Source organism: Caulobacter sp. DWP3-1-3b2 (assembly GCF_049896325.1).
Classification (GTDB): domain Bacteria; phylum Pseudomonadota; class Alphaproteobacteria; order Caulobacterales; family Caulobacteraceae; genus Caulobacter.
Map to the genome: position 1 here is coordinate 1 of NZ_JAFCUB010000016.1, position 24,866 is coordinate 24,866.

General features: G+C 66.8%; 19 protein-coding genes and 1 pseudogene. 4 read left to right on the forward strand and 16 right to left on the reverse strand.

The window, feature by feature from the left end; genetic code table 11:
- The 12 genes and pseudogenes from ACP7AG_RS11900 to secG all read right to left on the reverse strand — a co-directional run.
- Nucleotides 1–1,137 (reverse strand): FAD-dependent oxidoreductase (locus ACP7AG_RS11900; protein WP_426030981.1); only part of this gene is annotated, 1,137 nt, incomplete at its 3' end.
- A gap of 86 nt (nucleotides 1,138–1,223) precedes the next feature.
- Entirely contained in the window at nucleotides 1,224–1,700 is a 477-nt protein-coding gene (locus ACP7AG_RS11905) for a glutathione peroxidase (protein ID WP_426011574.1), read from the reverse strand.
- Between the two features lie 13 nt (nucleotides 1,701–1,713).
- Nucleotides 1,714–3,024: a pyruvate dehydrogenase complex dihydrolipoamide acetyltransferase gene (locus tag ACP7AG_RS11910; RefSeq protein WP_426030983.1), complete on the reverse strand. Its 1,311-nt coding sequence runs from the start codon at nucleotides 3,022–3,024 to the stop codon at nucleotides 1,714–1,716.
- 12 nt (nucleotides 3,025–3,036) lie between these two features.
- A pseudogene (locus ACP7AG_RS11915) lies at nucleotides 3,037–3,120 on the reverse strand (aldehyde-activating protein); the annotation flags it as partial.
- Nucleotides 3,121–3,529: 409 nt separating this feature from the next.
- On the reverse strand, nucleotides 3,530–4,897 hold the full coding sequence (locus tag ACP7AG_RS11920; RefSeq protein ID WP_426031071.1) for a pyruvate dehydrogenase complex E1 component subunit beta: 1,368 nt from the start codon (nucleotides 4,895–4,897) through the stop codon (nucleotides 3,530–3,532).
- 14 nt (nucleotides 4,898–4,911) lie between these two features.
- Nucleotides 4,912–5,943, reverse strand: coding sequence for a pyruvate dehydrogenase (acetyl-transferring) E1 component subunit alpha (gene pdhA, locus ACP7AG_RS11925; protein WP_426030985.1), 1,032 nt, complete (start codon nucleotides 5,941–5,943; stop codon nucleotides 4,912–4,914).
- Between the two features lie 162 nt (nucleotides 5,944–6,105).
- The gene (locus tag ACP7AG_RS11930) at nucleotides 6,106–6,402 is read right to left on the reverse strand and encodes an FtsB family cell division protein (RefSeq protein WP_426011579.1); all 297 of its coding nucleotides are present in this window, start codon (nucleotides 6,400–6,402) and stop codon (nucleotides 6,106–6,108) included.
- Between the two features lie 354 nt (nucleotides 6,403–6,756).
- Nucleotides 6,757–8,037, reverse strand: a complete 1,281-nt coding sequence (gene eno, locus ACP7AG_RS11935) for a phosphopyruvate hydratase (RefSeq protein ID WP_426030987.1) — start codon at nucleotides 8,035–8,037, stop codon at nucleotides 6,757–6,759.
- A 93-nt stretch (nucleotides 8,038–8,130) separates the two neighbouring features.
- Nucleotides 8,131–9,129: a retroviral-like aspartic protease family protein gene (locus tag ACP7AG_RS11940; RefSeq protein ID WP_426030989.1), complete on the reverse strand. Its 999-nt coding sequence runs from the start codon at nucleotides 9,127–9,129 to the stop codon at nucleotides 8,131–8,133.
- A 182-nt stretch (nucleotides 9,130–9,311) separates the two neighbouring features.
- Complete coding sequence (gene rpmF, locus ACP7AG_RS11945; protein WP_007671126.1) at nucleotides 9,312–9,494, reverse strand: 50S ribosomal protein L32; 183 nt, start codon at nucleotides 9,492–9,494, stop codon at nucleotides 9,312–9,314.
- A 117-nt stretch (nucleotides 9,495–9,611) separates the two neighbouring features.
- The gene (locus tag ACP7AG_RS11950; RefSeq protein ID WP_426011582.1) at nucleotides 9,612–11,264 is read right to left on the reverse strand and encodes a CTP synthase; all 1,653 of its coding nucleotides are present in this window, start codon (nucleotides 11,262–11,264) and stop codon (nucleotides 9,612–9,614) included.
- 77 nt (nucleotides 11,265–11,341) lie between these two features.
- Nucleotides 11,342–11,863: a preprotein translocase subunit SecG gene (gene secG / locus ACP7AG_RS11955; RefSeq protein ID WP_426011583.1), complete on the reverse strand. Its 522-nt coding sequence runs from the start codon at nucleotides 11,861–11,863 to the stop codon at nucleotides 11,342–11,344.
- Nucleotides 11,864–12,004: 141 nt separating this feature from the next.
- On the opposite strand from secG, the gene ACP7AG_RS11960 reads away from it, so the two are divergent.
- Both ACP7AG_RS11960 and ACP7AG_RS11965 read left to right on the forward strand, forming a co-directional pair.
- Nucleotides 12,005–12,523: a GNAT family N-acetyltransferase gene (locus ACP7AG_RS11960; protein WP_426011584.1), complete on the forward strand. Its 519-nt coding sequence runs from the start codon at nucleotides 12,005–12,007 to the stop codon at nucleotides 12,521–12,523.
- 280 nt (nucleotides 12,524–12,803) lie between these two features.
- Nucleotides 12,804–15,188, forward strand: coding sequence for a DEAD/DEAH box helicase (locus tag ACP7AG_RS11965; protein WP_426011585.1), 2,385 nt, complete (start codon nucleotides 12,804–12,806; stop codon nucleotides 15,186–15,188).
- Between the two features lie 148 nt (nucleotides 15,189–15,336).
- Here the strand turns inward: ACP7AG_RS11965 and ACP7AG_RS11970 are convergent, their stop codons facing one another.
- Entirely contained in the window at nucleotides 15,337–16,515 is a 1,179-nt protein-coding gene (locus ACP7AG_RS11970; RefSeq protein WP_426030991.1) for an NAD(P)/FAD-dependent oxidoreductase, read from the reverse strand.
- 195 nt (nucleotides 16,516–16,710) lie between these two features.
- Between ACP7AG_RS11970 and ACP7AG_RS11975 the strand changes: the two genes are divergently transcribed.
- Nucleotides 16,711–18,051 carry an Hsp70 family protein gene (locus tag ACP7AG_RS11975; protein WP_426030993.1) on the forward strand — a complete coding sequence of 447 codons (1,341 nt, stop codon included), beginning with the start codon at nucleotides 16,711–16,713 and terminating at the stop codon, nucleotides 18,049–18,051.
- Here ACP7AG_RS11975 and ACP7AG_RS11980 read toward each other — a convergent pair.
- From ACP7AG_RS11980 to ACP7AG_RS11990, 3 genes are all read right to left on the reverse strand, one after another.
- Nucleotides 18,048–18,590, reverse strand: coding sequence for a GlcG/HbpS family heme-binding protein (locus ACP7AG_RS11980; RefSeq protein WP_426030995.1), 543 nt, complete (start codon nucleotides 18,588–18,590; stop codon nucleotides 18,048–18,050). The two genes, ACP7AG_RS11975 and ACP7AG_RS11980, sit on opposite strands and share 4 nt — an antisense overlap.
- Nucleotides 18,591–18,634: 44 nt before the next feature.
- Entirely contained in the window at nucleotides 18,635–21,334 is a 2,700-nt protein-coding gene (gene ppdK / locus ACP7AG_RS11985; RefSeq protein WP_426030997.1) for a pyruvate, phosphate dikinase, read from the reverse strand.
- Nucleotides 21,335–21,607: 273 nt separating this feature from the next.
- On the reverse strand, nucleotides 21,608–22,684 hold the full coding sequence (locus ACP7AG_RS11990; RefSeq protein WP_426011590.1) for a carbohydrate porin: 1,077 nt from the start codon (nucleotides 22,682–22,684) through the stop codon (nucleotides 21,608–21,610).
- A gap of 320 nt (nucleotides 22,685–23,004) precedes the next feature.
- Between ACP7AG_RS11990 and ACP7AG_RS11995 the strand changes: the two genes are divergently transcribed.
- Complete coding sequence (locus ACP7AG_RS11995) at nucleotides 23,005–24,819, forward strand: methyl-accepting chemotaxis protein (RefSeq protein ID WP_426030999.1); 1,815 nt, start codon at nucleotides 23,005–23,007, stop codon at nucleotides 24,817–24,819.
- Nucleotides 24,820–24,866: the final 47 nt, after the last annotated feature.

Sequence of the window (24,866 nt, forward strand, 5' to 3'; positions counted from 1 at the left end):
GGGGGGGGGGGGGGGGGGGGGGGGGGGGGGGGGGGGGGGGGGGGGGGGGGGGGGGGGGGGGGGGGGGGGGGGGGGGGGGGGGGGGGGGGGGGGGGGGGGGGGGGGGGGGGGGGGGGGGGTGGGGGGGGGGGGGGGGGGGGGGGGGGGGTGGGGGGGGGGGGGGGGGGGGCGCCCCCCCCCCCACGGCGGGCCGGCGGCGTCGCCGATGGCGTAGAGGCCCGGGACATTGGTCTCGCCGTGCTTGCCGGTGACAACATGGCCGCGTTCGAGGGTCAGGCCCACCGACTCCAGCCCCTCGGTATTGGGGGCGATGCCCACCGCGACGATGCAGACGGCGGCGGTCAGAACTTCGGCCTTGCCGCCGGCCTCGATGGCCACCGAGACGCCGGTGGCGGTCTTCTCGACCTTGGTCACCTTGGCGCCGATGCGGAAGGTGATGCCGCGCTTCTCAAAGGCTTTCTGGGCGGCCTTTGAGACCTCGGCGTCCTCGACTGGCATGATGCGATCGACGGCCTCGACGACGGTCACCTCGGCGCCCAGGGCGCGGTAGAAGCTGGCGAACTCGATGCCGATGGCGCCCGAGCCGATGACCACCAGCGACTTGGGCATGGCCTTGGGGGCCAGGGCGTCGCGATAGGTCCAGATCTTGTCGCCGTCCGAGACCGCGCCGATGGCGGGGATGTCGCGAGCCCGGGCGCCGCTGGCCAGGATCACGCTGCCGGCCTGGATCGTGCGGCTGCCGCCGGCCTTCAGGGCCACGACCACCTTCGGAGACGGCGTGCCCTTTTCCAGCCGGGCCTCGCCCTCGACGACCTCGATCTTGTGCTTCTTCATCAGGAAGGCGATGCCGTTCGACATGGTCTTGGCCACGCCGCGCGAGCGGTCGATGATCTTGGCGAAGTCGAACGAGGCCTTCTCGACCGCCAGGCCATAGCCGCCGAGGTGGGAGAGCTGCTCGAAGATCTCGCCGGACTTCAGTAGCGCCTTGGTCGGGATACAGCCCCAGTTGAGGCAGACGCCGCCCAGGTTCTCGCGCTCGATGATCGCCGTCTTCAGGCCCAGTTGGCTGGCGCGGATCGCGGCCACATAGCCGCCGGGGCCGGCCCCGATGACGACGACGTCGAATTCCGTGGACATGGTGTTCTTACCCTAGGTTTGACGCCTTCGGGGGGAGCCGGCGGGCGTCGGTCGATCGGCCCCAAGGCCGGTCCAGGAGAGAGTGTCTAAAGCAGCGCCTCGACGGCGAGCGTCAGGTCTTCGGGCTTGGTGGTCGGCGCGAAACGTTCGACCACCTCGCCGTCACGGCCGATCAGGAACTTCGTGAAGTTCCACTTGACGCCCTCGGTGCCCAGCAGGCCCTTCTGCTCGTGCTTCAGATAGGCATAGAGCGGGTGGGCGTCAGGGCCGTTTACGTCGATCTTGGCCAGCACCGGGAAGGTCACGTCATAGGTCAGCGCGCAAAAGCTGGCGATCTCCTCGGCGGTCCCTGGCTCCTGCGCCCCGAACTGGTTGCAGGGGAAGGCCAGGATCGTGAAACCGCGGTCCTTGTAGTCCCGGTACAGCGTCTCCAACCCCTCATATTGCGGGGTGAAGCCGCACTTGCTGGCCGTGTTGACGATCAGCAGCACCTGGCCGCGATAGTCGGCCAGGCTCGTGTCGTGGCCGTCCAGCGTCTTGGCGGAGAAGTCGTAGACCGACATCGTCGTTCCCCGCCTAGACCAGCAGCGTCAGCGGCTCTTCGATCAGCGGCTTGAAGGCGGCCAGGAACCTCGCCCCGATCGCGCCGTCGACCACCCGGTGGTCGCAGGTCAGGGTGATGGTCATCACCGTGGCCACGGCCAGCTCGCCATTCTTCACGACCGGCCGTTGCTCGCCGGCGCCCACGCTCATGATCGCGCCCTGCGGCTCGTTGATGATCGAGGCGAACTGCTTGATGCCGAACATGCCCAGGTTGGAGACCGAGAAGGTGCCGCCCTGGAATTCCTCGGGCTTGAGCTTCTTGGACTTGGCGCGGGCCGCCAGGTCCTTCACCTCGGCCGAGATCTGGGCCAGGCCCTTGGTCTCGGCGGCGCGGACGATCGGGGTGATCAGTCCGCCGTCGATGGCCACGGCCACGGCGATGTCGGCGTGCTTGTGCATCGCGATGCCCTCGGGCGTGTAGGAGGCGTTGGCCTCCGGGACGCGCTTGAGCGCCACGGCGCAGGCCTTGATGACGATGTCATTGACCGAGACCTTGACGCCCTGGCCTTCCAGCAGGCGGTTGATCTTGGCGCGGGCGGCCAGCAGGGCGTCGATCTCCAGATCGATGACCAGCGGGAAGTGCGGCACGTCGCGGAAGCTGTCGGTGAGGCGGCGCGCGATGGTCTTGCGCATGCCGTCCAGCGGGATCAGGTCGTAGGAGCCGGCGGGGATGCCCATCTGCTCCAGCGACAGAACCTTGCGCGGCTCGGCGGCGGCCGTCGGAGCCGAGGCGGCCGCAGCGGCCTTCGGAGCGGCAGCGGCAGTCGCGCCGCCCTTGCCGGCGGCCTCGACGTCGGCCTTGACCACGCGGCCGTGGGGCCCCGAGCCGGTGATGGCTTTCAGGTCCAGGCCGGCGGCCGAAGCCAGGCGGCGAGCCAGGGGCGAGGCGAACACGCGGTCGCCGGTCGGCGCGACGGCGGGCGCAGCCTTGGCTGGGGCAGCGGTTTCGCCAGCGGCCTGGTCAGGCGCAGCGGGCGTCGGGGCGGCCTTTGGCGCCTCGGCGACGGGAGCGGCCGCGGCCGGCGGCGGAGCCGGGCTTTCGCCCTCGCCCGTCAGCTTGGCGATCTGGGCGTTGACCTTGACGTTCTCGGTCCCGGCCTCGACCAGTATGGCTTCGATCACGCCTTCATCGACGGCTTCGACTTCCATCGTCGCCTTGTCGGTCTCGATCTCGGCGATCACGTCGCCGGCCTTGACGGTGTCGCCGACCTTGACGTGCCACTTGGCGACGGTCCCCTCCTCCATGGTGGGCGACAGGGCGGGCATCAGGATGTCGATCGACATTGAGAGTCTTCCTCAAGCGTTCGGGACGGCTTCGACCAAAGTGGTCGGCGTCCAGCGAGCCTTGCGACGGGCAAGGCGTTGTTCGTCCGTTTCGTCATGATAGTCCAGCCGTTCAGGCTCGCGCTCGGCGAAACCCGGCAGGTCGGTCCCCACGACATTGAGGGTGGCGTAGGCCTGGCCCTCGTCCTCGATCAGCGCCGCGACGTAGACGGCGCATTCGCGGCAGATCAGAAAGTCCACCTTGCGGCGTGCGAACCGGTAACGCGTCAGCGACCCCGGCGCGGCGGTGATGTGCAGCCGGCTGCCTGGATCACTGGTGGTCCGCGCGCCGTGCCGACGGCAGAAGCCGCATTGGCAGGCCCGCAACGCCAGCTCGGCCACCGGCTTGCCGGGGTCGAGCTGCACATGGACCGCGCCGCAGTGGCAGGAGCCGTTGAGGGTCTGGGTCATGCCCAGCCCCCTGCCCGCTCACACAGGCCAGAACCTCGGTGAGCGGGACGCGCGATCACCGGTAGCAGACCGCCTTGGCCGCCTTGACGATCTTGGGGACCGACGGCAGCGACAGGGCTTCAAGATTGGCCGCATAGGGCAGCGGCACGTCTTCCTGGTGAACCCGCAGCGGCGGGGCGTCCAGATAGTCGAAGCCGAACTCGGTGATGCGGGCGACAATCTCGGCGCCGACGCCCATCGGGCCCCAGCCCTCCTCGACCGTCACCAGACGGTTGGTCCGCTTGACGCTTTCAAGGATCGTGGCGTGGTCCATCGGACGGATCGTGCGCAGGTCGACGACCTCGGCCTCGACGCCCTCCTTGGCCAGTTCCTCGGCGGCTTGCAGGGCAAAGCCGACCATCCGCGAATAGGTGGCGATGGTGACGCTGGGACCGGTGTGACCCTCGGCGACGAAACGACGGACCTTGGCCTTGCCGATCGGCACGACCCAGTCCTCGACATCCGGGATGTCGAACTCGTGGCCGTACATCATCTCGTGTTCGAGGAAGACGATCGGGTTCGGGTCGCGGATGGCGGCCTTCAACAGGCCCTTGGCGTCGGCCGCGTCATAGGGCGCGATGACCTTCAGGCCGGGGACGTTGCCGTACCAGGCCGCGTAGTCCTGGCTGTGCTGGGCGCCGACCCGCGAGGCCGCGCCATTGGGGCCGCGGAACACGATCGACGACTTGATCTGGCCGCCTGACATGTAGAGCGTCTTGGCCGCCGAGTTGATGATCTGGTCGATCGCCTGCATGGCGAAGTTCCAGGTCATGAACTCGACGATCGGCTTGAGGCCGGCCATGGCCGCCCCGACGCCGAGGCCGGCGAAGCCGTGCTCGGTGATCGGGGTGTCGATGACCCGCTTGTCGCCAAACTCCTGGAGGAGATCCCGCGAGACCTTGTAGGCGCCCTGATACTGGGCGACTTCCTCGCCCATCAGGAAGACCTTGTCGTCGCGGCGCATTTCCTCGGCCATGGCGTCGCGCAGGGCGTCGCGCACGGTGATCTTCTTCATCGGCGTGCCGGCCGGGATTTCCGGATCAGCGAAGGTCGAGGCGGCCGAGATGGTCGCCGGAGCGGCGGCCACGGGAGCCGGCGCGGCGGCGACGGGTTCAGCGGCAGCGGCGGGCGCGGAGGCCGGAGCCGGGGTCGAACCACTGTCCTCGCCCGACAGCTTGGCGATCGGGGTGTTGACCTTGACGTTCTCGGAGCCGGCGTCGATCAGCAGGGCCTCGATGACGCCCTCGTCCACGGCTTCGACTTCCATCGTCGCCTTGTCGGTCTCGATCTCGGCGATCACGTCGCCGGCCTTGACCGTGTCGCCCACCTTGACAAGCCACTTGGCCAGGGTGCCCTCTTCCATGGTCGGAGACAGGGCGGGCATCAGAATATCGACGCTCACTGGGCGGCCTCCAGATAGACGTCGGTATAGAGTTCGGAGGGATCCGGCTCGGGGCTGGTGCGGGCGAACTCGGCGGCTTCGGCGACGATGCGCTTCACCTCGGCGTCGACCACCTTCAGATCGTCCTCGGTGACGCCGACCTTGGCCAGGCGTTCCTTCAGGTGGTCGATCGGATCGCGGGTCTGCTTGACGTTATCGACCTCGTCCTTGGTGCGGTACTTGGCCGGGTCGGACATCGAGTGGCCGCGATAGCGATAGGTCTTCATCTCGAGGATGAAAGGACCCTGGCCGCTACGGGCGTGCTCGGCGGCGCGGGCGCCGGCCTCGGCGACGGCCGTGACGTCCATGCCGTCGACTTCCTCGCCGGGGATCCGGAACGAGGTGCCGCGCTTGTGGAAGGCGGTTTCCGACGCCGAACGCTCGACGCTGGTGCCCATGGCGTACTGGTTGTTCTCGATCACATACACGACCGGCAGCTTCCACAGCTGGGCCATGTTGAAGCTTTCGTAGACCTGGCCCTGGTTGGCCGCGCCGTCGCCGAAATAGGCGAAGGCCACGTTTCCGTTGCCCCGGTAATGGTTGTTCAGCGCCAGGCCGGTGCCGAGCGAGACTTGGGCGCCGACGATGCCGTGGCCGCCGTAGAAGCCGGTTTCGATGTTGAACATGTGCATCGAGCCGCCCTTGCCGCGCGACGAGCCGCCCGCGCGACCGGTCAGCTCGGCCATGACTTCCTTTGGATCCATGCCGGCGGCCAGCATGTGGCCGTGGTCACGGTAGCCGGTGATGATCTGGTCGCCCTTGACCTTGATCGACTGCATGCCGACCGCGATGGCTTCCTGACCGATGTAGAGGTGGCAGAAACCGCCGATCAGGCCCATGCCGTACAGCTGGCCGGCGCGCTCCTCGAAGCGGCGGATCAGCAGCATGTTCTGGTAGAATTTCAGAAGCTCGTCCTTGCCGACGAAGGTGTTGACACCGGTGGCGTCGGCCTTCCCCGCGGGGGCTTCACCCTTGCGCGTGCGCGCCATTCAACTCTCCCTGGCCAATCTTCATCGCGGCCCTGCTCCTGGAAGCTCACCGTGCGAACCAACCTTCGGTTCCGCGCCGATGAGCCCTTGGTCAAACCCGAAAACAGGTCAGGTTCGCCTGATCCCGTCGGCAGCTCCGCAGAAACCAATCCGTACGGCGCCTTAGCGCTGGGTACGGATCACGTAGTCCTTGGGGTCGGCATATCCGAGGAGAGAACGCGCGCGCTCCTCCAACAGGTCCTCCGACAAACTGCCGCTGCGTAATAGACGAGCGCGGGCCTCAAGGTCCATCCTTTCGGCGTGGATCTTCTTCAGCTCCAGCGTCTCGGCGGCAAGATCTGCGTTGCGCTGCGACGTCGATAACAGGCCCCGTTCGCCCGTCAGGGCGTGAAACACGAAGTAAGTGATCAACAGGAGAAGCGCCGCAGTCGGCAGGAAGGGTTGCAGTCGGGCGAACATCATCGATTCCCAGCAGGGGAAGTTTACCCTGCCCGATCATGCTTAACGCCTTACTAAACGGGCGGTTTGGGCAGGTGACCGCAAGAGATCGAAAGCAGCATCATAACGCTTTCATTTGAGATGGTTTCAAAGGCATCTAGATACCGCATTGCAGCATCTAAACAGCCGTTTCGGCGCGTTTTTCGCGGCGCTGCGGCCGCCCGGTCAGTTTTGCTTTTAGAAAAATTGTTGGTGAACCTTGGCGCCGGGCGCCTGGCGTTTAGGCGGTTGCGTCAGAATCACCTGCCGCGCGAACCTGTTCAAACAAAAAGGGGCGGCGCCGAAGCGCCGCCCCCTGTCGTTCGTTGGCGGAGATTAGCGTCCCTTGAGGACCGCGCGACCGGCATAGACGGCCTGGTCGTCGAGGGCTTCCTCGATGCGCAGCAGTTGGTTGTACTTGGCCAGCCGGTCCGAGCGGGCCAGCGAGCCGGTCTTGATCTGACCGCAGTTCAGGGCCACGGCCAGGTCGGCGATGGTGCTGTCCTCGGTCTCGCCAGACCGGTGGCTCATGACGCTGGTGTAGGCGGCGCGGTGGGCCATATCGACGGCGTCGATAGTTTCCGACAGGGTGCCGATCTGGTTGACCTTGACCAGGATCGAATTGGCCAGGCCCTGATCGAGACCGATCTGCAGGCGCTTGGGATTGGTGACGAACAGGTCATCGCCCACCAGCTGGACCTTCTTGCCCAGCGTGTCGGTCAGCAGCTTCCAGCCCTCGAAATCGTCTTCCGACATGCCGTCCTCGATCGACAGGATCGGGAACTTGTCGGCGAGGCCGGCCAGGTAGTCGACCATCTTACCCGGATCCAGGCTCTTGCCCTCGCCTTCCAGCTCGTACTTGCCGTTCTTGAAGAACTCGGTGGCGGCGACGTCCAGGCCCAGCACGAAGTCCTCGCCCGACCTGTAGCCGGCCGCCTCGCCCGCCTTGACGATGAAGGCCAGGGCGTCTTCGGCCGAGCCGAGATTGGGGGCGAAGCCGCCTTCATCGCCGACATTGGTGTTGTGACCGGCGTCCTTCAGGGCCTTCTTCAGGCCGTGGAAGATTTCGGCGCCCATGCGCAAGGCCTCGGCGAAGGTCGGGGCGCCGGTCGGCAGGATCATGAATTCCTGGATATCGATCGGATTGTCGGCATGGGCGCCGCCATTGATGATGTTCATCATCGGCACCGGCAGCACGCGAGCGCTGACGCCGCCGACATATTTGTAGAGCGGCAGGCCGGCCGATTCGGCGGCGGCCTTGGCGGTGGCCAGCGACACGCCGAGAATGGCGTTGGCGCCCAGGCGGCTCTTGTTGGCCGTGCCGTCCAGGGCGATCATCAAGGTGTCGAGGCGGCGCTGGTCCTCGGCGTCCACGCCCGACAGCGCGTCGAACAGCTCGCCATTGACCGCGTCGACCGCCGACTTCACGCCCTTGCCGCCGTAGCGACCCTTGTCGCCGTCGCGCTTCTCGACCGCTTCGTGCGCGCCTGTCGAGGCCCCCGAGGGCACGGCGGCGCGGCCAAACGCGCCGTCTTCGAGGACGACATCGACCTCGACCGTCGGATTGCCGCGGCTGTCGAGGATTTCGCGGGCGATGATGTCGACGATCTCGGTCATGGGAGCTCCCTTTCAAAAGGCGCTTCCCCTTACCGGCGCAGACCCCGAACCGCAACCGGCGCGGGACGTCATCGTCCGAACGACCGTATGCCCTCAGGCCTGCAGCACCGGCGGCGACCAGCCCTTGCCGAGCCGGAACTTGACCCGGTCGGAACCGAAATCGAGCTCGACCCGCGCGAACATCTTCAACACGTCCACCCCCAGCAGCACCGCTGGCCGCTTGTTGAGCTCCCAGAGGTCGAAGATATGCAGGTCGGCCAGCACCAGCGGCAGGTTGGTCATTCGCAGCGACCCCAGCTCGATCGAGCGGACGATCCGGAACTCGCCGAGCGTCGCCTCCCCTGCCGCGCCGATCAGATGAACCGCCATGCTCGGCTCGGGCCGGCGGCGCAGCCGCAGCTTGATGGCCTCGGCCAGGGCCAGGTTGCCGATGCTGGCGCCGGACCCTGAATCGATGAAGGCCACGCAGCGCACGCCGCTGACCCGCGCATTGGCGATCGTCAGACGTCCAAAACGCTGGTCGGCGATGACCGAGACCTCTCTCACCCCCGAAAAGGCCGGGCTGAGGGCGCTGCTACGACGCACCTCCAGTCGGTGGCGTCGGAAATCCATCACCACGTTGCGGTCCTCGAGCATGTCGATGCCCATCAGGCCATCGACTCCGAGTCGCTCAGGCGGCAGGACCGGAAGCTGGGCGTTCCTCATCCGCGAGTCGCCCGACACCATAAGCGCCACCTTGGCCGTCGGTGTCAGGGCCGAGCCGCTGACGCCGTGCAGCATCACGTCCTTCCCGCGCTCCAACCCCAGGCGCTCGGCCAAGGGGACGGAGATGGCGCTGCGGTCGGCGCCGGTATCGACCACGAAGTTGAAGGGGCCCTTCCCATCGATGAACACCTCGACGGTCATGCGGTCGGAGGCGTCCAGCGCGGTGTCGACGAAGATGGCTTGCTGGTCGGGCGCGACCAAAGGCCCTGCGGAGGACTGCGCCTGGGGCGCGATGGCCGGGGGCGCGGGCGTCGTGGATCTAGCCAGGGCCTGTTCGGCCAGTAGCGGCAATCCCAGTCCCGCCGTTAGATTTCGGCGTGTGAGCATGGGCGGATCTCCCTTGTCACCAAGATAACATGGTTTTTCGACGAGATTGCCGAAAACGCCGTTCTTTGGAACACGGGTCAAGCCGTCGCGGCCTGGGGAAAAATGCGAAAAGGCGGCGATCCGGAGATCGCCGCCTTTCAGGCATCGTCGTGTCGCCCCGCCGGAGCGGAGAGACCGCGAAACTAGTCTTCCTTCGGCGTCAGGATCTGCTTGCCGTTATAGAGACCGGTCTTCAGGTCGACGTGGTGCGGACGACGCAGTTCGCCCGAGTCCTTGTCTTCCACGAAGGAATTGGCGCCCAGGGCGTGGTGCGACCGGCGCATGTTCCGGCGAGAAGGCGAAGTTTTTCTTTTGGGAACGGCCATCGAAGAGGACTCTGCTCGCTGAGCTTGGAAACTGGAGACGGCGACTCGGGAAGGACCCAGGCCGCCGTGTGAGGGCGCGTCTATGCCTGAAACTCCCCGAGGATGCAACCGGGGTTGTTAGACGAGTCTGCCCTGCTCCTTCGCCGCCGCGATGAAGCTCGCAAATAGCGGATGCGGGGCGAACGGGCGGCTCTTGAGCTCGGGGTGATATTGCACGCCGATGAACCACGGATGGTCCTCGCGCTCGACGATCTCGGGCAGCACGCCGTTGGGCGAACGGCCGGTCAGTTTCAGGCCGGCGTCCTCCATCAGGTGGGCGTAGCCGATATTGACCTCGTAGCGGTGCCTGTGGCGCTCGCTGATGTCCGTCGTGCCGTAGATGCCAGCGACCTTCGAGCCGGGCGTCAGGACGGCGTCATAGGCCCCCAGGCGCATAGTGCCGCCCAGGTCATCGTTGCTGCGCCGCTGGACGGTCTCGTTGCCCTTGATCCACTCGGTCATGATGCCGACCACGGGACGATCGGTGGGGCCAAACTCGCTGGACGAGGCGTCCTTGACGCCCGCCACGTTTCGCAACACCTCGATCACCGCCATCTGCATGCCAAAACAGATGCCGAAATAGGGCACCTTGCGTTCGCGGGCGAATTGGGCGGCTCGAATCTTTCCTTCAGCCCCCCGCTCGCCGAAGCCGCCGGGCACCATGATGGCATGGGCGTTCTCCAGGCGGGCCGCGGCCGCACCGGGGTCGCCCTCGAAGGTCTCGCTCTCGACCCAGTCCAGATTGACCTTGACCTTGTTGGCCAGGCCGCCGTGGTGCAGGGCCTCGATCAGCGACTTATAGGCGTCCTTCAAGACCGTATATTTGCCGACCACGGCGATGGTCACCTCACCGTCGGGGTGGTTGACGGTCTGGTCGATGGCTTCCCAGCGGCTGAGGTCGGGCTTGGGCGCGTCGCCCATGCCGAACACTTCCAGCACCTCGGCGTCCAGGCCTTCCTTGTGATAGTCGATCGGCACTGCATAGATCGAGGCGCTGTCCATAGCCTGGATCACGGCGCTGGGCCGCACGTTGCAGAACTGGGCGATCTTGCGCTTTTCCTCGACCGGGATCTCCTGCTCGCAGCGGCAGAGCAAAATGTCCGGCTGTATGCCGATCGAGCGCAGTTCCTTGACCGAGTGCTGGGTGGGCTTGGTCTTCATCTCGCCGGCCGTCTTGATGAAAGGCAGCAGCGTCAGGTGCACGTAGCAGCTCTGGCCGCGCGGCAGGTCCTGGCGCAGTTGGCGGATGGCCTCGAAGAACGGCAGGCCCTCGATGTCGCCCACCGTGCCGCCGATCTCGACCAGCACGAAGTCGACCGGCTTCTCGCCGGTCTCGTCCATCGCCGGCGAAAGGACAAAGTTCTTGATCTCGTTGGTGACGTGCGGAATCACCTGGACGGTCGCGCCCAGATAGTCGCCGCGCCGTTCCTTCTCGATGATCGTCTTGTAGATCTGGCCGGTGGTGATGTTGTCGGCCTTGGTCGCCGACACGCCGGTGAAGCGCTCGTAGTGGCCCAAGTCCAGGTCGGTCTCGGCCCCGTCGTCGGTGACGAAGACCTCGCCGTGCTGATAAGGGCTCATCGTGCCCGGATCGACGTTGAGATAGGGGTCGAGCTTACGAAGGCGGACCTTGTAGCCTCGCGCCTGCAGGAGCGCTCCGAGCGCTGCGGAGGCGAGGCCTTTTCCCAAGGAGGAAACCACGCCGCCGGTGATGAAAATGTACCGGGTCATGGGCAATCAGATTAGCCGCGATTCGGGGGCAGCGGCGAAAAGACCGCTGTTCATCAACATTAAAATGTAGCCGACCCTTACTGGGCCGGCTTTTCCGTCGAGGCGGCCGGCGCCGTAATCGCCGGTGGCGGGGCTTCGACGACCGTCTTGGCGGCAGGCCTGGCGATCGAGGCGGCCGGCTTGGGCGTGGCGATCGTCGGGGTCGGGGCGCTGATCTGCGGGGCCGGAGCCTCGATGGCCGCCGGGGCGGCCGTCGAAGGCGTGGTGGCGGCCGACGGCAGGGTCGCGCCCGGCGCTGGCAGGGTCGCTGGCGCCAGGGTCTTGGTGTCCAGGCCGTCCAGCTTCAGGCGATCGACCACCGAATTGCCGCCCGACATCCGGCCGGTCAGGATGGTCAGCGTCAGGCTGATGATCAAGAACACCGAGAACAGGATCCAGGTCGTGCGGGTCAGCAGATCGCCGGCGCCGCGCGCGGTCATGAAACCGCCGCCACCGCCGCCCATGCCAAGGGCGCCGCCCTCGGAGCGCTGAAGCAGCACCACGATGATCAAGACGACGCAAACAATGATGTTGATGGCCAGCAGAACGCCGATGAGCATGTGTAATTCGATCTCGATCCGGGCGACGGACGATTCCACCGCGAAAAACGAAGCGGCCCCTCTATCACTTGCGACAGGCCCACGCCATAGCTGGGGATCAACCAGCCCCACTCAAGTCCGTCTTCAGGTTTGTTCGCGCGCATGATCCTCGAGACCGAACGCCTGACCTTGGCGCCGCTGACCGTCGAGGACGCCCCCTACGTCTATCCGTTCATGAGCGATCCTGAGGTGATGGCCCACTGGGACCGCGCCGCCATCGAGGATCCCGACGAGGTGAAGGCCGCCGTCGCGGGCCAGGTCGCCGAGATGGCTGACCGGACCGGTCTCTACTGGGCCATCCGCCACACCCATTCCGGGGCGTTCCTCGGCTATTGCGAACTGGTCGATCTCGACTGGCGCCACTATCGCGGCGAACTGGGCTTCATCGTCGCCCGAGCGGGCTGGGGCCAAGGCTTCGCCACTGAAGCCGCCGCTGCTCTGCTGGCCCATTGCGCCTCGCCGCTCGGCCTAAAGCGGATGATCGCCCGCACCCATGTTGGCGACATCCGCTCGGAGAAGGTGCTGCGCAAGCTGGGCTTCGAGGAGGAAGGCTATCTGAAGGGTCATGTGGACCGCGATGGCGAGCGGCGGGATTGCCGACTGTTTGGGCTGCTATTCTAAGTCCTCCCACGTTGAGAGGGCTTTAGAGGTACGCGCGGCGGACCTTTTCGCCGCACCGCAGCAATCTTTCCCCAGCCCTCTTGCTTTCCGCAACGTTTTGGCCTCCTTAGGCCGCCCAACAGGCCCCTTTTGTCCCGCCCTTCTCGGCATCCGGACGAAAACGGTCTATTCTTTAAAGATTATTGACCAAGAACACGGTCCGCTTGGGGGTCGTATTTGGTCGTGGTGCGAGCCGCGCGCTTTGTGTGTGCGCCGTTCGCTTGAAACGAACTGGACCTGTATGCCCTTCCCCGCCTCCCACCCCGCTCTTGAGCGGGCTCTTGCCGCTCAAGGTTACCTTGAGCCCACCCCCGTCCAGGCCGCTGTGCTGGAAGAGGGCGCCGTCGGCCGCGACCTGCTGGTCAGCGCCCAAACCGGCTCGGGCAAGACTGTCGCCTTCGGTCTCGCCGCCGCCACCACCCTGCTGGGCGACGCCGAAAAGTTCGGCAAGGCCGGCCTGCCGATGTGTCTGGTCATCGCCCCGACCCGCGAACTGGCCATCCAGGTTAATCGCGAACTGGCCTGGCTCTATGCCGACGCCGGCGCCGTGGTCGTCAACTGCGTGGGCGGCATGGACGCTCGCCGCGAGCAGCGCGCCCTGAACTTTGGCGCCCATATCGTGGTCGGCACCCCCGGCCGCCTGCGCGACCACATCGAGCGCGGCCACCTGGACCTGTCCGAGCTGAAGGTCGCCGTCCTCGACGAGGCCGACGAGATGCTCGACATGGGCTTCCGCGAGGACCTGGAATTCATCCTCGACGCCGCGCCGAGCGAGCGCCGCACCCTACTGTTCTCGGCCACCCTGGCGCGCGAAATCGTGCAACTGGCCAAGAGCTATCAGAACGACGCCCTGCGCATCGACACGGTCGGACGCAACGAGCCGCACCGAGACATCGAATACCGCGCCGTCCGCGTGGCGCCCAACGAGATCGAGCACGCGGTCGTCAACCTGCTGCGCTATTTCGAAAGCCCCGGCGCCCTGGTGTTCTGCAACACCCGCGAAAGCGTCCGCGCCCTGCACTCCAAGCTGCGCGAGCGCGGCTTCGCCGTGGTCGGGCTGTCGGGTGAACTTTCGCAACGCGAACGCGCCGACGCCCTGCAGGCCCTGCGCGACGGCCATGCCCGCGTCTGCGTCGCCACCGACGTCGCCGCCCGCGGTTTGGACCTGCCCGACCTGGGCCTGGTGATCCATGCCGAAATCCCGGTCAACAAGGCCACCCTGCTGCACCGTTCGGGCCGCACCGGCCGGGCCGGCAAGAAGGGCGTCTCGGCGCTCGTCGTGCCCTATACCCGTCGCCGCAAGGCCGAGCAGTTGCTGATGGCCGCCGGCGTTGAAGGCCATTGGGGCGGCGCCCCGACCGCCGACGAGATCCGCCTGAAGGACACCGAGCGCCTGCTCGACGACCCGATCTTCGACGAACCGTCGATGGAAGAAGACGCCCCCCTGGCCGAGGCCATGCTGGCCAAGCGCACGCCGATCGAGATCGCCTCGGCCCTCATCCGCACCCGCCGGGCCAAGCTGCCGGCTCCGGAAGAGATCTATGACGACCCGCGCCACGGCGCCGATCCGGGCCCCCGTAGCCGAGAAACGGGCTCGCGCGACGCCGGCCCGCGCTCCAACGACGCCGCCGACCGCTTCGCCGACCGCGCCCCGCGCGACTTCGGTTCGCGGGATGGGGGTTCGCGCGACGACGGCGACCGTCCCGAGCGCGAGCCGCGCGCCGACATGGCCAATTCGGCCTGGTTCCGCCTCAATACCGGCCGTCGCAACAACGCCGATCCCAAGTGGCTGATCCCGCTGATCTGCCGCCTGGGCCACATCACCAAGAAGGACATCGGCTCGATCCGGATCTTTGACTACGATACCAAATTCGAGATCTCGGCCGAGGCGGAAGTGAAGTTCGGCGCCGCCGTCCAGAACACCGTGCGCGACGACGTGACCATCACCCCGACCACGGCCCCGGCCGCCCGTGATGCTTCCGGTCCGCGCAAGGAATACGCGCCGCGTCCGCCGCGCGACGACAACGACGGCCCGCGTCGCGAATACAGCCCGCGTCCGCCACGGGACGACGCCCCCCGTGCGCCACGCGCCAACGCCCCTGGCTCGCGCGACAGCTCGCCGCGTCCGTCGTCCTACAGCGCCGACGGCGTTTCGAACGCCAGGCCCTATGCGCGCGGCGAAGAGCCCAAGCGCGACTACAAACCCCGTGACGACGGCCCCAAGCGTGATTTCAAGCCGCGCCCGGCCGCCCGCGACGAGGCCCCGCGCGACTTCAAGCCCCGCGCCCCGCGCGACGAGGCTCCCAAGGCCTATTCGCCGCTGAACGAAGGCCCGGCCCCGCGCCGCGCCCCGCGTGAAGCCCGCGAGAGCGTGCCCTATGATCCGGAAGCCAAGCCGGCCAAGGCCCCCTACGTCGCCCGTCCCCGCGACGGCGCGACGGGCGGCAAGCCCTATGCCGGCAAGAGCAATGACGGCCCCGCCAAGCCGTTCAAGGGTCCCAAGCCCTTCAAGGCCCCCAATGCCTTTAAGAGTGGGGCCGCGTTCGGTGACAAGCCGGCGTTTGGCGCCAAGCCCGCCTTCGGCAAGAAGCCGGCCGGCGCTAAGGCGCCGTTCAAGAAAAAGTAGTGATCCGAAGTCCTCCCCCTGTGGGGGGAGGCGATCGCGCAGCGATCGGTGGGGGAGTTTTAGGGTCGATCCGGGCCAAGGCTGGCGGCCGATCACTCCCCCCTCCGTCGCCCATTGAGCGACACCTGCCCCACAGGGGGAGGACTTTCTAAACCGCCTGCCCCGCGCACCAGCCCGACGCCCAGGCCCACTGGAAATTATACCCGCCTAGCCAGCCGGTGACGTCCACCACCTCACCGATGAAATAGAGCCCTGGCGCCGCCTTGGCCTCCATCGACCGCGAGTCCAGCCCGTCGGTATCGACCCCGCCCAGCGTGACTTCCGCCGTGCGATAGCCCTCCGACCCCACCGGCTTGAACGTCCAGGCGTTGACCGTGGCGGCCACGCCGCGCAGCAGCACATCCGAGCAGTCGGCCAGATTGCCATAGGCCCCAGCGTCCTCGGCGATCAGTTGGGCCAGGCGCTTGGGCAACAGCTCCGACAGCACCGTCGCCAGGGCCCGTTTGGGGGTAGCGGTGCGGGCGGTCTTCAGCATCGCGAACACGTCGGCGCCCGGCGCCATGTCGACGCTGATCTCGCCGCCTTCGCGCCAGTAGGACGAAACCTGCAGAATCGAAGGCCCCGACAGGCCGCGATGAGTGAACAGCATGGCCTCGGCGAACCTCGTCCTGCCGCTGGTCACGACGGCGTCCAGCGCCACGCCCGACAGCGGAGCCAGGCGCTCCAGGGTCTTGACCTCGAAGGTCAGGGGCACCAGCGCTGGCCGGGTTTCGACGATCGCCAGGCCGAACTGCTGGGCCAGGTCGTAGCCCAGGCCCGTGGCGCCCATCTTCGGGATCGACTTGCCGCCGGTGGCGACCACCAGCGAGGCGCAACGCATCGGACCGCGCGAAGTGCTCACCACGTAGCCGCCCTCCTCCCGGGCCACGCCCTTGATCTCGGTCTCGATCCGCAGTGTGACCCCAGCCCTGTCCATCTCGGTCAGCAGCATGTCTATGACCTGCTTGGCCGAGCCGTCGCAGAACAGCTGGCCCAGCGCCTTCTCGTGGAAGGCGATGTCGTACTTCTGAACGAGCGCGATGAAGTCGGACGGCCGGTAGCGGCGCAGGGCCGAGACGCAGAACTTCGGATTGGCCGACAGGAAGTTGGCCGGCGCGGTGTTGACGTTGGTGAAGTTGCAGCGCCCGCCCCCGCTGATGCGGATCTTCTCGCCCGGGGCCTTGGCGTGGTCGAGCACCAAAACCCGGCGCCCGCGCTTGCCCGCCTCGATAGCGCACATCATGCCGGCCGCGCCGGCGCCCAGCACCACGACGTCGAAATCTTCCAAGGCCGGAGCCCTCCTGTTGAGGGCCGTTTCGACAGGAGGCGGGCGAGCGAGTCAATCGCGAGGATGCTGGGGGCTATCCAAGCCGCGATCAAAGCGATGTGTCTCAACGGTTTGCGGACCCAAACATGCGCCCACGCTTGACGTGCGCGCCTGGGGGTTTAGGAACCCTGCCTCCTCCCGCCCAGGCTCCCCTCCATGACGTCCGCCTCCCCGCCGGCGATCGGCCCGACGATCGGTATCGACTTCGGCACGACCAACACCGTGGTCTCGATGACCCAGGGCGATGGACCCGCCACGCTGGTGCGGTTCCCGACCACGGACGGCGACATCTTCGCCTTCCGCTCGGCCTTGAGTTTCCATGCGGTGATGGGAACCGACGGGCGCCCGAACGAACGAGTGGTCGAGGCCGGCCCCTGGGCCATCGAGGCCTATGTCGAGGACCCGCTGGAGACCCGGTTCATCCAGTCGTTCAAGACCTTCGCCGCCAGCGCCGCCTTCACCGAGACCAAGATCCTCAGCAAGCGCTATCTGTTCGAGGACCTGCTGGCCGCCTTCCTGCTGAAGCTCAAGGAGCACGGCGGCGCGGCCATGGCCGCCCTGCCCGCCCGCGTCATCGTCGGCCGGCCCGTGACCTTCGCCGGTGGCAACCCCAACGAGGCCCTGGCCCTGCAGCGCTACGAGGCGGCCTTTGCGCGCCTGGGCTTTACCGACATCCGCTATGCCTATGAGCCGGTCGGGGCGGCGTTCTTCTTCGCCCGCCAACTGACGCAGGACGCCACCGTGCTGGTTGCCGACTTTGGCGGCGGCACCAGCGACTTCTCGATCGTGCGGTTCGAGCGGTCCGGAGGAGCATTGCGCTCCACGGCCCTCGCCCGCTCGGGCGTCGGCGTGGCCGGCGACGCCTTCGATTACCGGATTATTGACCATCTGGTCTCGCCAGAACTGGGCAAGGGCAGCCTTTATCGCGCGTTCGACAACCGCTTGCCGATCCCGCAACGCTATTACACCGCCTTCGCCCGATGGGATCAGTTGGCCCTGCTGCGGGCCTCCAAGGACATGCGCGACATCCGCGCCCTGGAGCGCACGGCCATGGAGCCGGAAAAGATCGCCCGGCTGATCGAGGTGCTGGACGACAACCACGGCTACGCCCTCTACCGCGCTGTGTCGGCGCTGAAGGAGGCGCTGTCGAGCCATGACGAGGCGACGTTCCGCTTCGAGGCCGGCTCGGTGCTGATCGAGAAGGCGGTGAAGCGGTCGGACTTCGAAGGCTGGATCGCCCCGGAGCTCAAGGCCATCGAAGGCGCCGTTGATCAGGCGCTGGCGCGTTCGGGCCTGGGTCCCGACGGCGTGGACCGCGTCTTCCTGACCGGCGGCAGTTCGTTCGTGCCAGCGGTGCGCGACATCTTCCTGCGCCGGTTCGGCGAGGCGAAGATCGAGAGCGGCGGGGAGTTTGAGTCCATCGCTTCAGGGCTGGCGCTGATCGGGCGTGAGAGCGATTTGGACCTGTGGAGCGAGAGGGCGGGGGTGAAGCCCTAGTTCAACCGGTCACCAAACTTCGCCAGCGCCACACGCGCGCAGGCGTCGGCCGCCTCATGGGTGGTGTCGGCCACGGCCAGGCCGCCGACCAGCTTGCCGTCGATGTGCAGCGGCAGCGAGCCGCCGTGCGGATTGAGGCGATCGGGCTCGGCGGCGATCAGGGCGGCGAAGGCGGGGTCGGCTTTCTGGCGCGGCTCCATCTCGGAGCCAGGAGCATCGAACTGCACGGCGGTCGCCGCCTTGCGCGGCGCGGCGATCGGCGGCTTTTGGCTGGCGGGCGACCGCAGCACGACGAGCGGGTTGCCCTTGTCATCGACCACGCTGGCGCTGACCGGCAGGCCCTTGGCGGCGCAGGCGTCGACGGCGGCGCGGGCGAGGTCGATGGAGAGCGGGAGGTCGAGGGCGCCTGGGGTCTGGGCGAAGGTTGGGGTGGCGACCAACAGCAGGCCTGCGATCATCATCCGCGTCATCACCGCTTCCTCGCCCAGGTTTTCACAGGGATGACGGAGTTCGGAGATGATCGCAACGAAGTAACCCACGCCCTTCATCTCCCGAACAGGGGGGGATGAAGGGTTGAGGTGAACTACCCCTTGTTCGCCAGCGCCGCTTGCGCCGCCGCCAACCGGGCGATCGGCACGCGGTAGGGCGAGCAGGAAACGTAGTCCAGGCCCACGCTTTCGCAGAAGGTGATCGAGGCCGGATCGCCGCCGTGTTCGCCGCAGATGCCCATCTTGATCCCCGGACGGGCCGCGCGACCGCGTTCGGCGGCGATGCGGATCAAGTCACCGACGCCTTCCTGGTCGAGCGAGACGAAGGGGTCCTTGTCGAAGATGCCCTTGTCGATATAGGCGCCCAGGAACTTGCCGGCGTCGTCGCGGCTGATGCCGAAAGTGGTCTGGGTCAGGTCGTTGGTGCCGAAGCTGAAGAATTCGGCGTTGGCGGCCAGGTCGCCGGCCCGCAGGGCGGCGCGCGGCAGCTCGATCATGGTGCCGACCGTGTAGACGATGGTCATCCCCTGCTCTTCCAGCACGGCCTTGGCGGTACGGTCGGTCAGGTCGCGCAGGTACTTCATCTCCTCGCCCTTGGCGACCAGCGGGTGCATGATCTCGGGGATCGGCGCGGTCTTGCCCGACTTGGCCCCATCTCGGGCGATGTCGCAGGCCGCCTCAATGATCGCCCGGACCTGCATCTCGTAGATCTCGGGATAGGAGACGCCAAGACGGCAGCCGCGATGGCCCAGCATGGGGTTGGTCTCATGCAGCTCCTTGGCCCGCTGCATCAGCTTACCGGCGTCCAGGCCGGTGGCCTTGGCCACCGCCACGACGTCTTCTTCCGTATGCGGAAGGAACTCGTGCAGCGGCGGATCGAGCAGGCGGATGGTGACCGGCAGGCCTTCCATGATCGTGAACAGCTCGACGAAATCGGCCTTCTGGAAGGGCGCGATCTTGGCCAGGGCGGCGCGACGGCCGGCCTCGTCATCGGCCAGGATCATCTCGCGAACGGCGGCGATCCGGGTGTCGTCGAAGAACATGTGCTCGGTGCGGCACAGGCCGATGCCCTCGGCGCCGAACTGGCGGGCCGTCTTGGCGTCGAGCGGGGTCTCGGCGTTGGCGCGCACCTTCATGCGGCGGGCGGCGTCGGCCCACACCATCAGGGTGGCGAAGTCGCCGGTCAGCTCCGGCTCGATCATCTTGGGCGAACCGCTGAGGATTTCGCCGGTCGAACCGTCGATGGTGATGATCTCGCCGGCCTTGAACTCGCGGCCGCGCACCCGGAACAGAGCCTCCTTAGGGAAGATGCCGACCTCGCCAGCGCCGGAGACACAGGCCCGGCCCATGCCGCGCGCAACGACGGCGGCGTGGCTGGTCATGCCGCCCCGGGCGGTGATGATGCCCCGGGCAGCGTGCATGCCGTGGATGTCTTCGGGCGAGGTTTCCTCGCGCACCAGGATGACGCTCTCACCGGCGGCGGCGGCCTTTTCTGCGGCGGCGCTGTCGAAGACGATCTTGCCGGTGGCCGCGCCCGGCGAGGCCGGCAAGCCCTTGGCGATCACGTCGCGATGGGCGGTCGGGTCAATGGTCGGGTGCAGCAGTTGGTCCAGCGAAGCCGGCTCGACCCGGTTGATCGCCTCGTCGCGTGAGATCACGCCCTCGGCGGCCATGTCGACGGCGATCTTCAGCGCCGCCTTGGCCGTGCGCTTGCCGCTGCGGGTTTGCAGCATGTAGAGCGTGCCCTGCTCCACCGTGAACTCGATGTCCTGCATGTCGCGATAGTGGCGCTCCAGCGTCTCGACCACGGTCTTGAACTGCTGGAAGACGGTCGGCATGGCCTCTTCCATCGAGGGGGCGGTGTCGCCCATCTCCTCGCGGGCTGCCTTGGTCAGGGACTGCGGCGTGCGGATGCCGGCCACCACGTCCTCGCCCTGGGCGTTGATCAGGAACTCGCCATACAGGCGCGCGTCGCCGTTCGACGGGTTGCGGGTGAAGGCCACGCCGGTGGCCGAGGTCTCGCCCATGTTGCCAAACACCATCGACTGGATGTTGACGGCTGTACCCCAGGCCTCGGGGATGTCGTGCATGCGGCGATAGAACTTGGCCCTGTCGTTCATCCAACTGGCGAACACCGCGCCGATCGCGCCCCATAGCTGCTCCTGGACATCCTGCGGGAAGGGCTTGCCAAGCGCGTCGTGCACGGCGGCCTTGTAGTCCTTGATCACTGCGGCCCAGTCATCGGCGGTCAGAGCGGTGTCGACCCTGATGTCCAGACGGTCCTTGTGGTCATCGAGGATCTCCTCGAACAGGTGGTGCTCCAGGTCGAGCACCACGTTCGAGTACATCTGGATGAAGCGGCGATAGCTGTCATAGGCGAAGCGGCGATCGCCCGACAGGATGGCCAGGCCCTCGACGGTCTCGTCGTTCAGGCCCAGGTTGAGGACGGTGTCCATCATGCCCGGCATCGAGGCGCGCGCGCCCGAGCGCACCGAGACCAGGAGCGGGTTCTTCACGTCGCCGAAGCTCTTGCCCGTGAGCTTTTCCACCGTCGCGAGACCGGCGTTGAGCTGATCTGTCAGCTCGCCTGGATACTGCTTGCCGTTGGCGTAGTAGTGGACGCAGGCCTCGGTCGTCACCGTGAAGCCTGGCGGCACAGGCAGACCCAGGGACGACATCTCGGCGAGATTGGCGCCCTTGCCCCCCAGCAAGTTCTTCATCTTGGCGTCGCCGTCCGCGCCGCCTCCTCCGAACGAATAGACCCACTGCGTCTTGGTCAGCGTATCAACCGGCATCTCTGGTTCACCCTGCGATAAGTGAAAATAACCGGCGATCCTCTATCGGAACCGTCCTGGCCTGGGACAAAAAGCGTAAACGCCCATCCCGCACTGCAATATCCGGGCGTTCACTAGCATCTTGTCAAAGAACGCGTCCACCGGCGGTTTGCATAACGCAGTCTAAACGGAAATTTCGGCAAATTCTTCCAATGACAACGTTGTCCTGATTGAGTTTTGCGCGTCGGCCCGGCGTCTCGAAAACAGATGTGAGTCTGCGGAATGGAGTCACCGCTAGAACAGGGTGACCGTCATGCGCAGCGCCATCACCACCACGTTCGCGGCGCCGCGATCGCCGCCGGCCCGGCGAATGACCTGCAGGTCGGGCTGCAGGGTGATTCGCGGCGCGATCTTGTCGGAATAGGTGATCTCAAGGCTCGATTCTGCGTCGGCCGGGACGAGGCCTTGGTCGTGAGTGTTGTCGCGTTGCTTCGTCGACAGCCTCCCCTGCTCCATCCCCACCGAGAAGGCGCTGTCAGGGCGCGAGGCGAAGACCCGTTCCACCAGCACACCTGCCTGCCAACCCGAGTTGAACGGGGTGGTGTCGCCATCCGACAGGCCGATGCGGGCGAAGCCGCGAACCGACCGGCCAGTCTCTCCGCCGTCGACGAACGGATATTCCGCCAGCACGTAGCCGCCGTGGGCCTTGCTGAGGGCCGGGTCACCGTTGATGTCCAGGTTACGCAGGTCCGGTTGGCGGCGGGTATAGAACCAGGCGCCGGCCGCGACACGCCAACTGGCGCCGATCCCCGCTTCGGCAATCAGGATCGCGCCGTTGTCGAACTTCGTGGACGGCCCCTCGGGATCACCCACCGTGCCGGCCTCGGCGTTCAGCGCGGCGGCCTGGACATAGCGTCCTTGCTCGCCCTCAAGCCGCACCCGCACGGCCAGGGCTGTGGACGGAAAGATCGACGGACCATTGGGACCGGTGGACGCGAACTCCGAGCCGATCCCGAACGGCGGGGCCAGAAGCAGGCCCGAGGCCTCGGTCGAATAGAACTCGCTGTTGAGGTCGTAGAGACCCGTCAGGGCCGATCCCTTGCCATCGGCGAAGCCAGTCTTCAGCCAAAGCTCGTAGAGCCGAGTCCGGGGCCGACCGACCTCGATATTGTCGATGCCCTGCAGCGTGCCCGCCACGTCGTTGGGCGCGCCGCCGCTGTTGTTTAGCAGGTAGGCGTGAAGGGTTGCACCGCGCCAACCCACGAGCTTTTCCAGGTCGCCATCGAGGATCACGTCAAGATTGTCCAGCGCCTTGCCCGCGCGCGCCGCGCCGCCCTTCACGGCGCCGGTGACGTCGGCGGTATAGGTCACCTCGTGGGACCATGCGCCTTGTCTAGCAACCGTTTGCGCCATCGCCGACGGCCCCGCCCCCGCCCCCGCCATGAACAGCGCAGCAGAGAACCATGCTACGCCACGTAGTATAGGTCTAAATAAACTCATGGCGAGGCCCCGTTTCAATCATTCAAAATAGACCTGAGGCTTGAACCGCCTGTTAAATTCCAGAGGCGCGGCTTTTTGTCTCATTCGCCGACATTTACCAACATTATAGGTGGGACTCGACGCCTTTGAAGATGTCGTTAATCTAACTAGCTGAAGGTATTCCGGATCTCACAAGGATGCGGAACCTCGAAATGCTTCGGACGATCAACCAAAAGGTGATAGCCGCGGGCGCGGCTGTCATGGTGCTGTGCACGGCCGGCGCGGGCGCGGGCCTATGGTCCACCACGCGGCTGGACGACGCGCTGCGAGAAGCCAACGCGTCGGCTGGAGTCCTGCGCAACCATATGGAGGCCGACATGATGCACGACGCCCTGCGCGCCGACGTCCTGTCGAGCCAATTGGCCGGTGACGCGGGATCGGGCATCCAGATCGCCGACGTCCGCAAGGATCTCACCGAGCACACCGCGATCTTCCGCAAGGCGATCGCCGACAATGACGCCCTGGCCACCGATCCGGCCAGTCGCGCGGCCTTGGCCGATCTGAAGGCTCCGCTCGACACCTATGTCAAGTCGGCGACCCAGATGGTCGCCCTGGCCGGCGCCGATCGCGTGCAAGCCATCGCGGCCATGCCGGGCTTTATGACGCAGTTCACCACGCTGGAAGGCGCGATGAACAGCGCTTCGGACAAGATCGAGGCGGCCTCGAACGCCTCGACCCAGCGCGCCCAGAAGGTCGGCGCCTTCTCAGAGATCCTGATGAGCGCCGCCGTGCTGGCGGGCATCATCTTCGCCGCCATCCTGATCGTCATGTCGCGCGCCGCCATCGTCCGCCCCGTGCTGGAACTGGCTGGCGACATGCGTCGCATGGCGGCGGGCCAGAACGACATCACCGTCTCGGGCGCGGACCGCGCCGACGAGATCGGCGAGATGGCCAAGAGCGTCCAGGTGTTCCGCCAGTCGGGCCTGGAGCGGGCCCGTCTCGAGGTCCAGGCCGCCGGCTTCCAGCAGGAACTGGACAAGAAGCTCAAGGACATGGAGGCCGCCTTCGAACTAGCCGGCCGCGAACAACAGGCCGTCGTCGAGATCATGGCCAAGGGCCTGTCCAGCCTGGCCAGCGGCGACCTGTCGACCCGCATCGCCGCTCAGGTGGCCAGCGACTACGCCGCCCTCAAGAGCGACTTCAACGCCGCCGCCACCGGGCTGGAAGAGGCCATCCGCACCATCTCCGACGTGGCCGGCCAGATCGGTTCCGGCACCGATGAGATTGCCCACGCCTCCAACGACCTGTCGCGCCGCACCGAGCAGCAGGCCGCCAGCCTGGAGGAAACCGCAGCCGCCCTCGACGAGATCGCCGCCACCGTGCGCCAGACCGCCGACGGCGCCCAGCGCGCCACCGTCGAGGTGTCCTCGGCCCGCACCGAAGCCGAACGCTCCGGCGAGGTGGTCGGTCAGGCCGTCAAGGCCATGGGCGCGATCGAGGACAGCTCGCGCCAGATCACCCAGATCATTGGCGTGATCGACGAGATCGCCTTCCAGACCAACCTGCTGGCGCTGAACGCCGGCGTCGAAGCCGCCCGGGCTGGCGACGCCGGTCGCGGCTTCGCGGTCGTGGCCCAGGAAGTGCGGGCCCTGGCTCAACGCTCGGCCGAGGCGGCCAAGGAGATCAAGACCCTGATCTCGACCTCCTCGCAGCAGGTCGGGGCCGGCGTCGATCTGGTGGGCCAGACCGGCGAAGCGCTCAGCCGCATCGTTGGCCGCGTCGCCGCCATCGACGACCTTGTGCGCGGCATCTCGGCCTCCAGCCAGGAACAGGCCTCGGGCCTTAACGAGGTCAATATCGCGGTCAACCACATGGACCAGGTGGTGCAGCAGAACGCCGCCATGGTCGAACAGGCCACCGCCGCGACTCATTCGCTGAAGGGCGAGACGGCGCAGTTGGTGTCGCTGGTCAGCCAGTTCCGCACCAGCGGCGGCGAGCGCGAAACCCCGGCGCGGCGCCGCGCCTAAACCCTCTCAAACCTTGTTCCGGGCGCAATGCCCGGGCTGACGGCTGC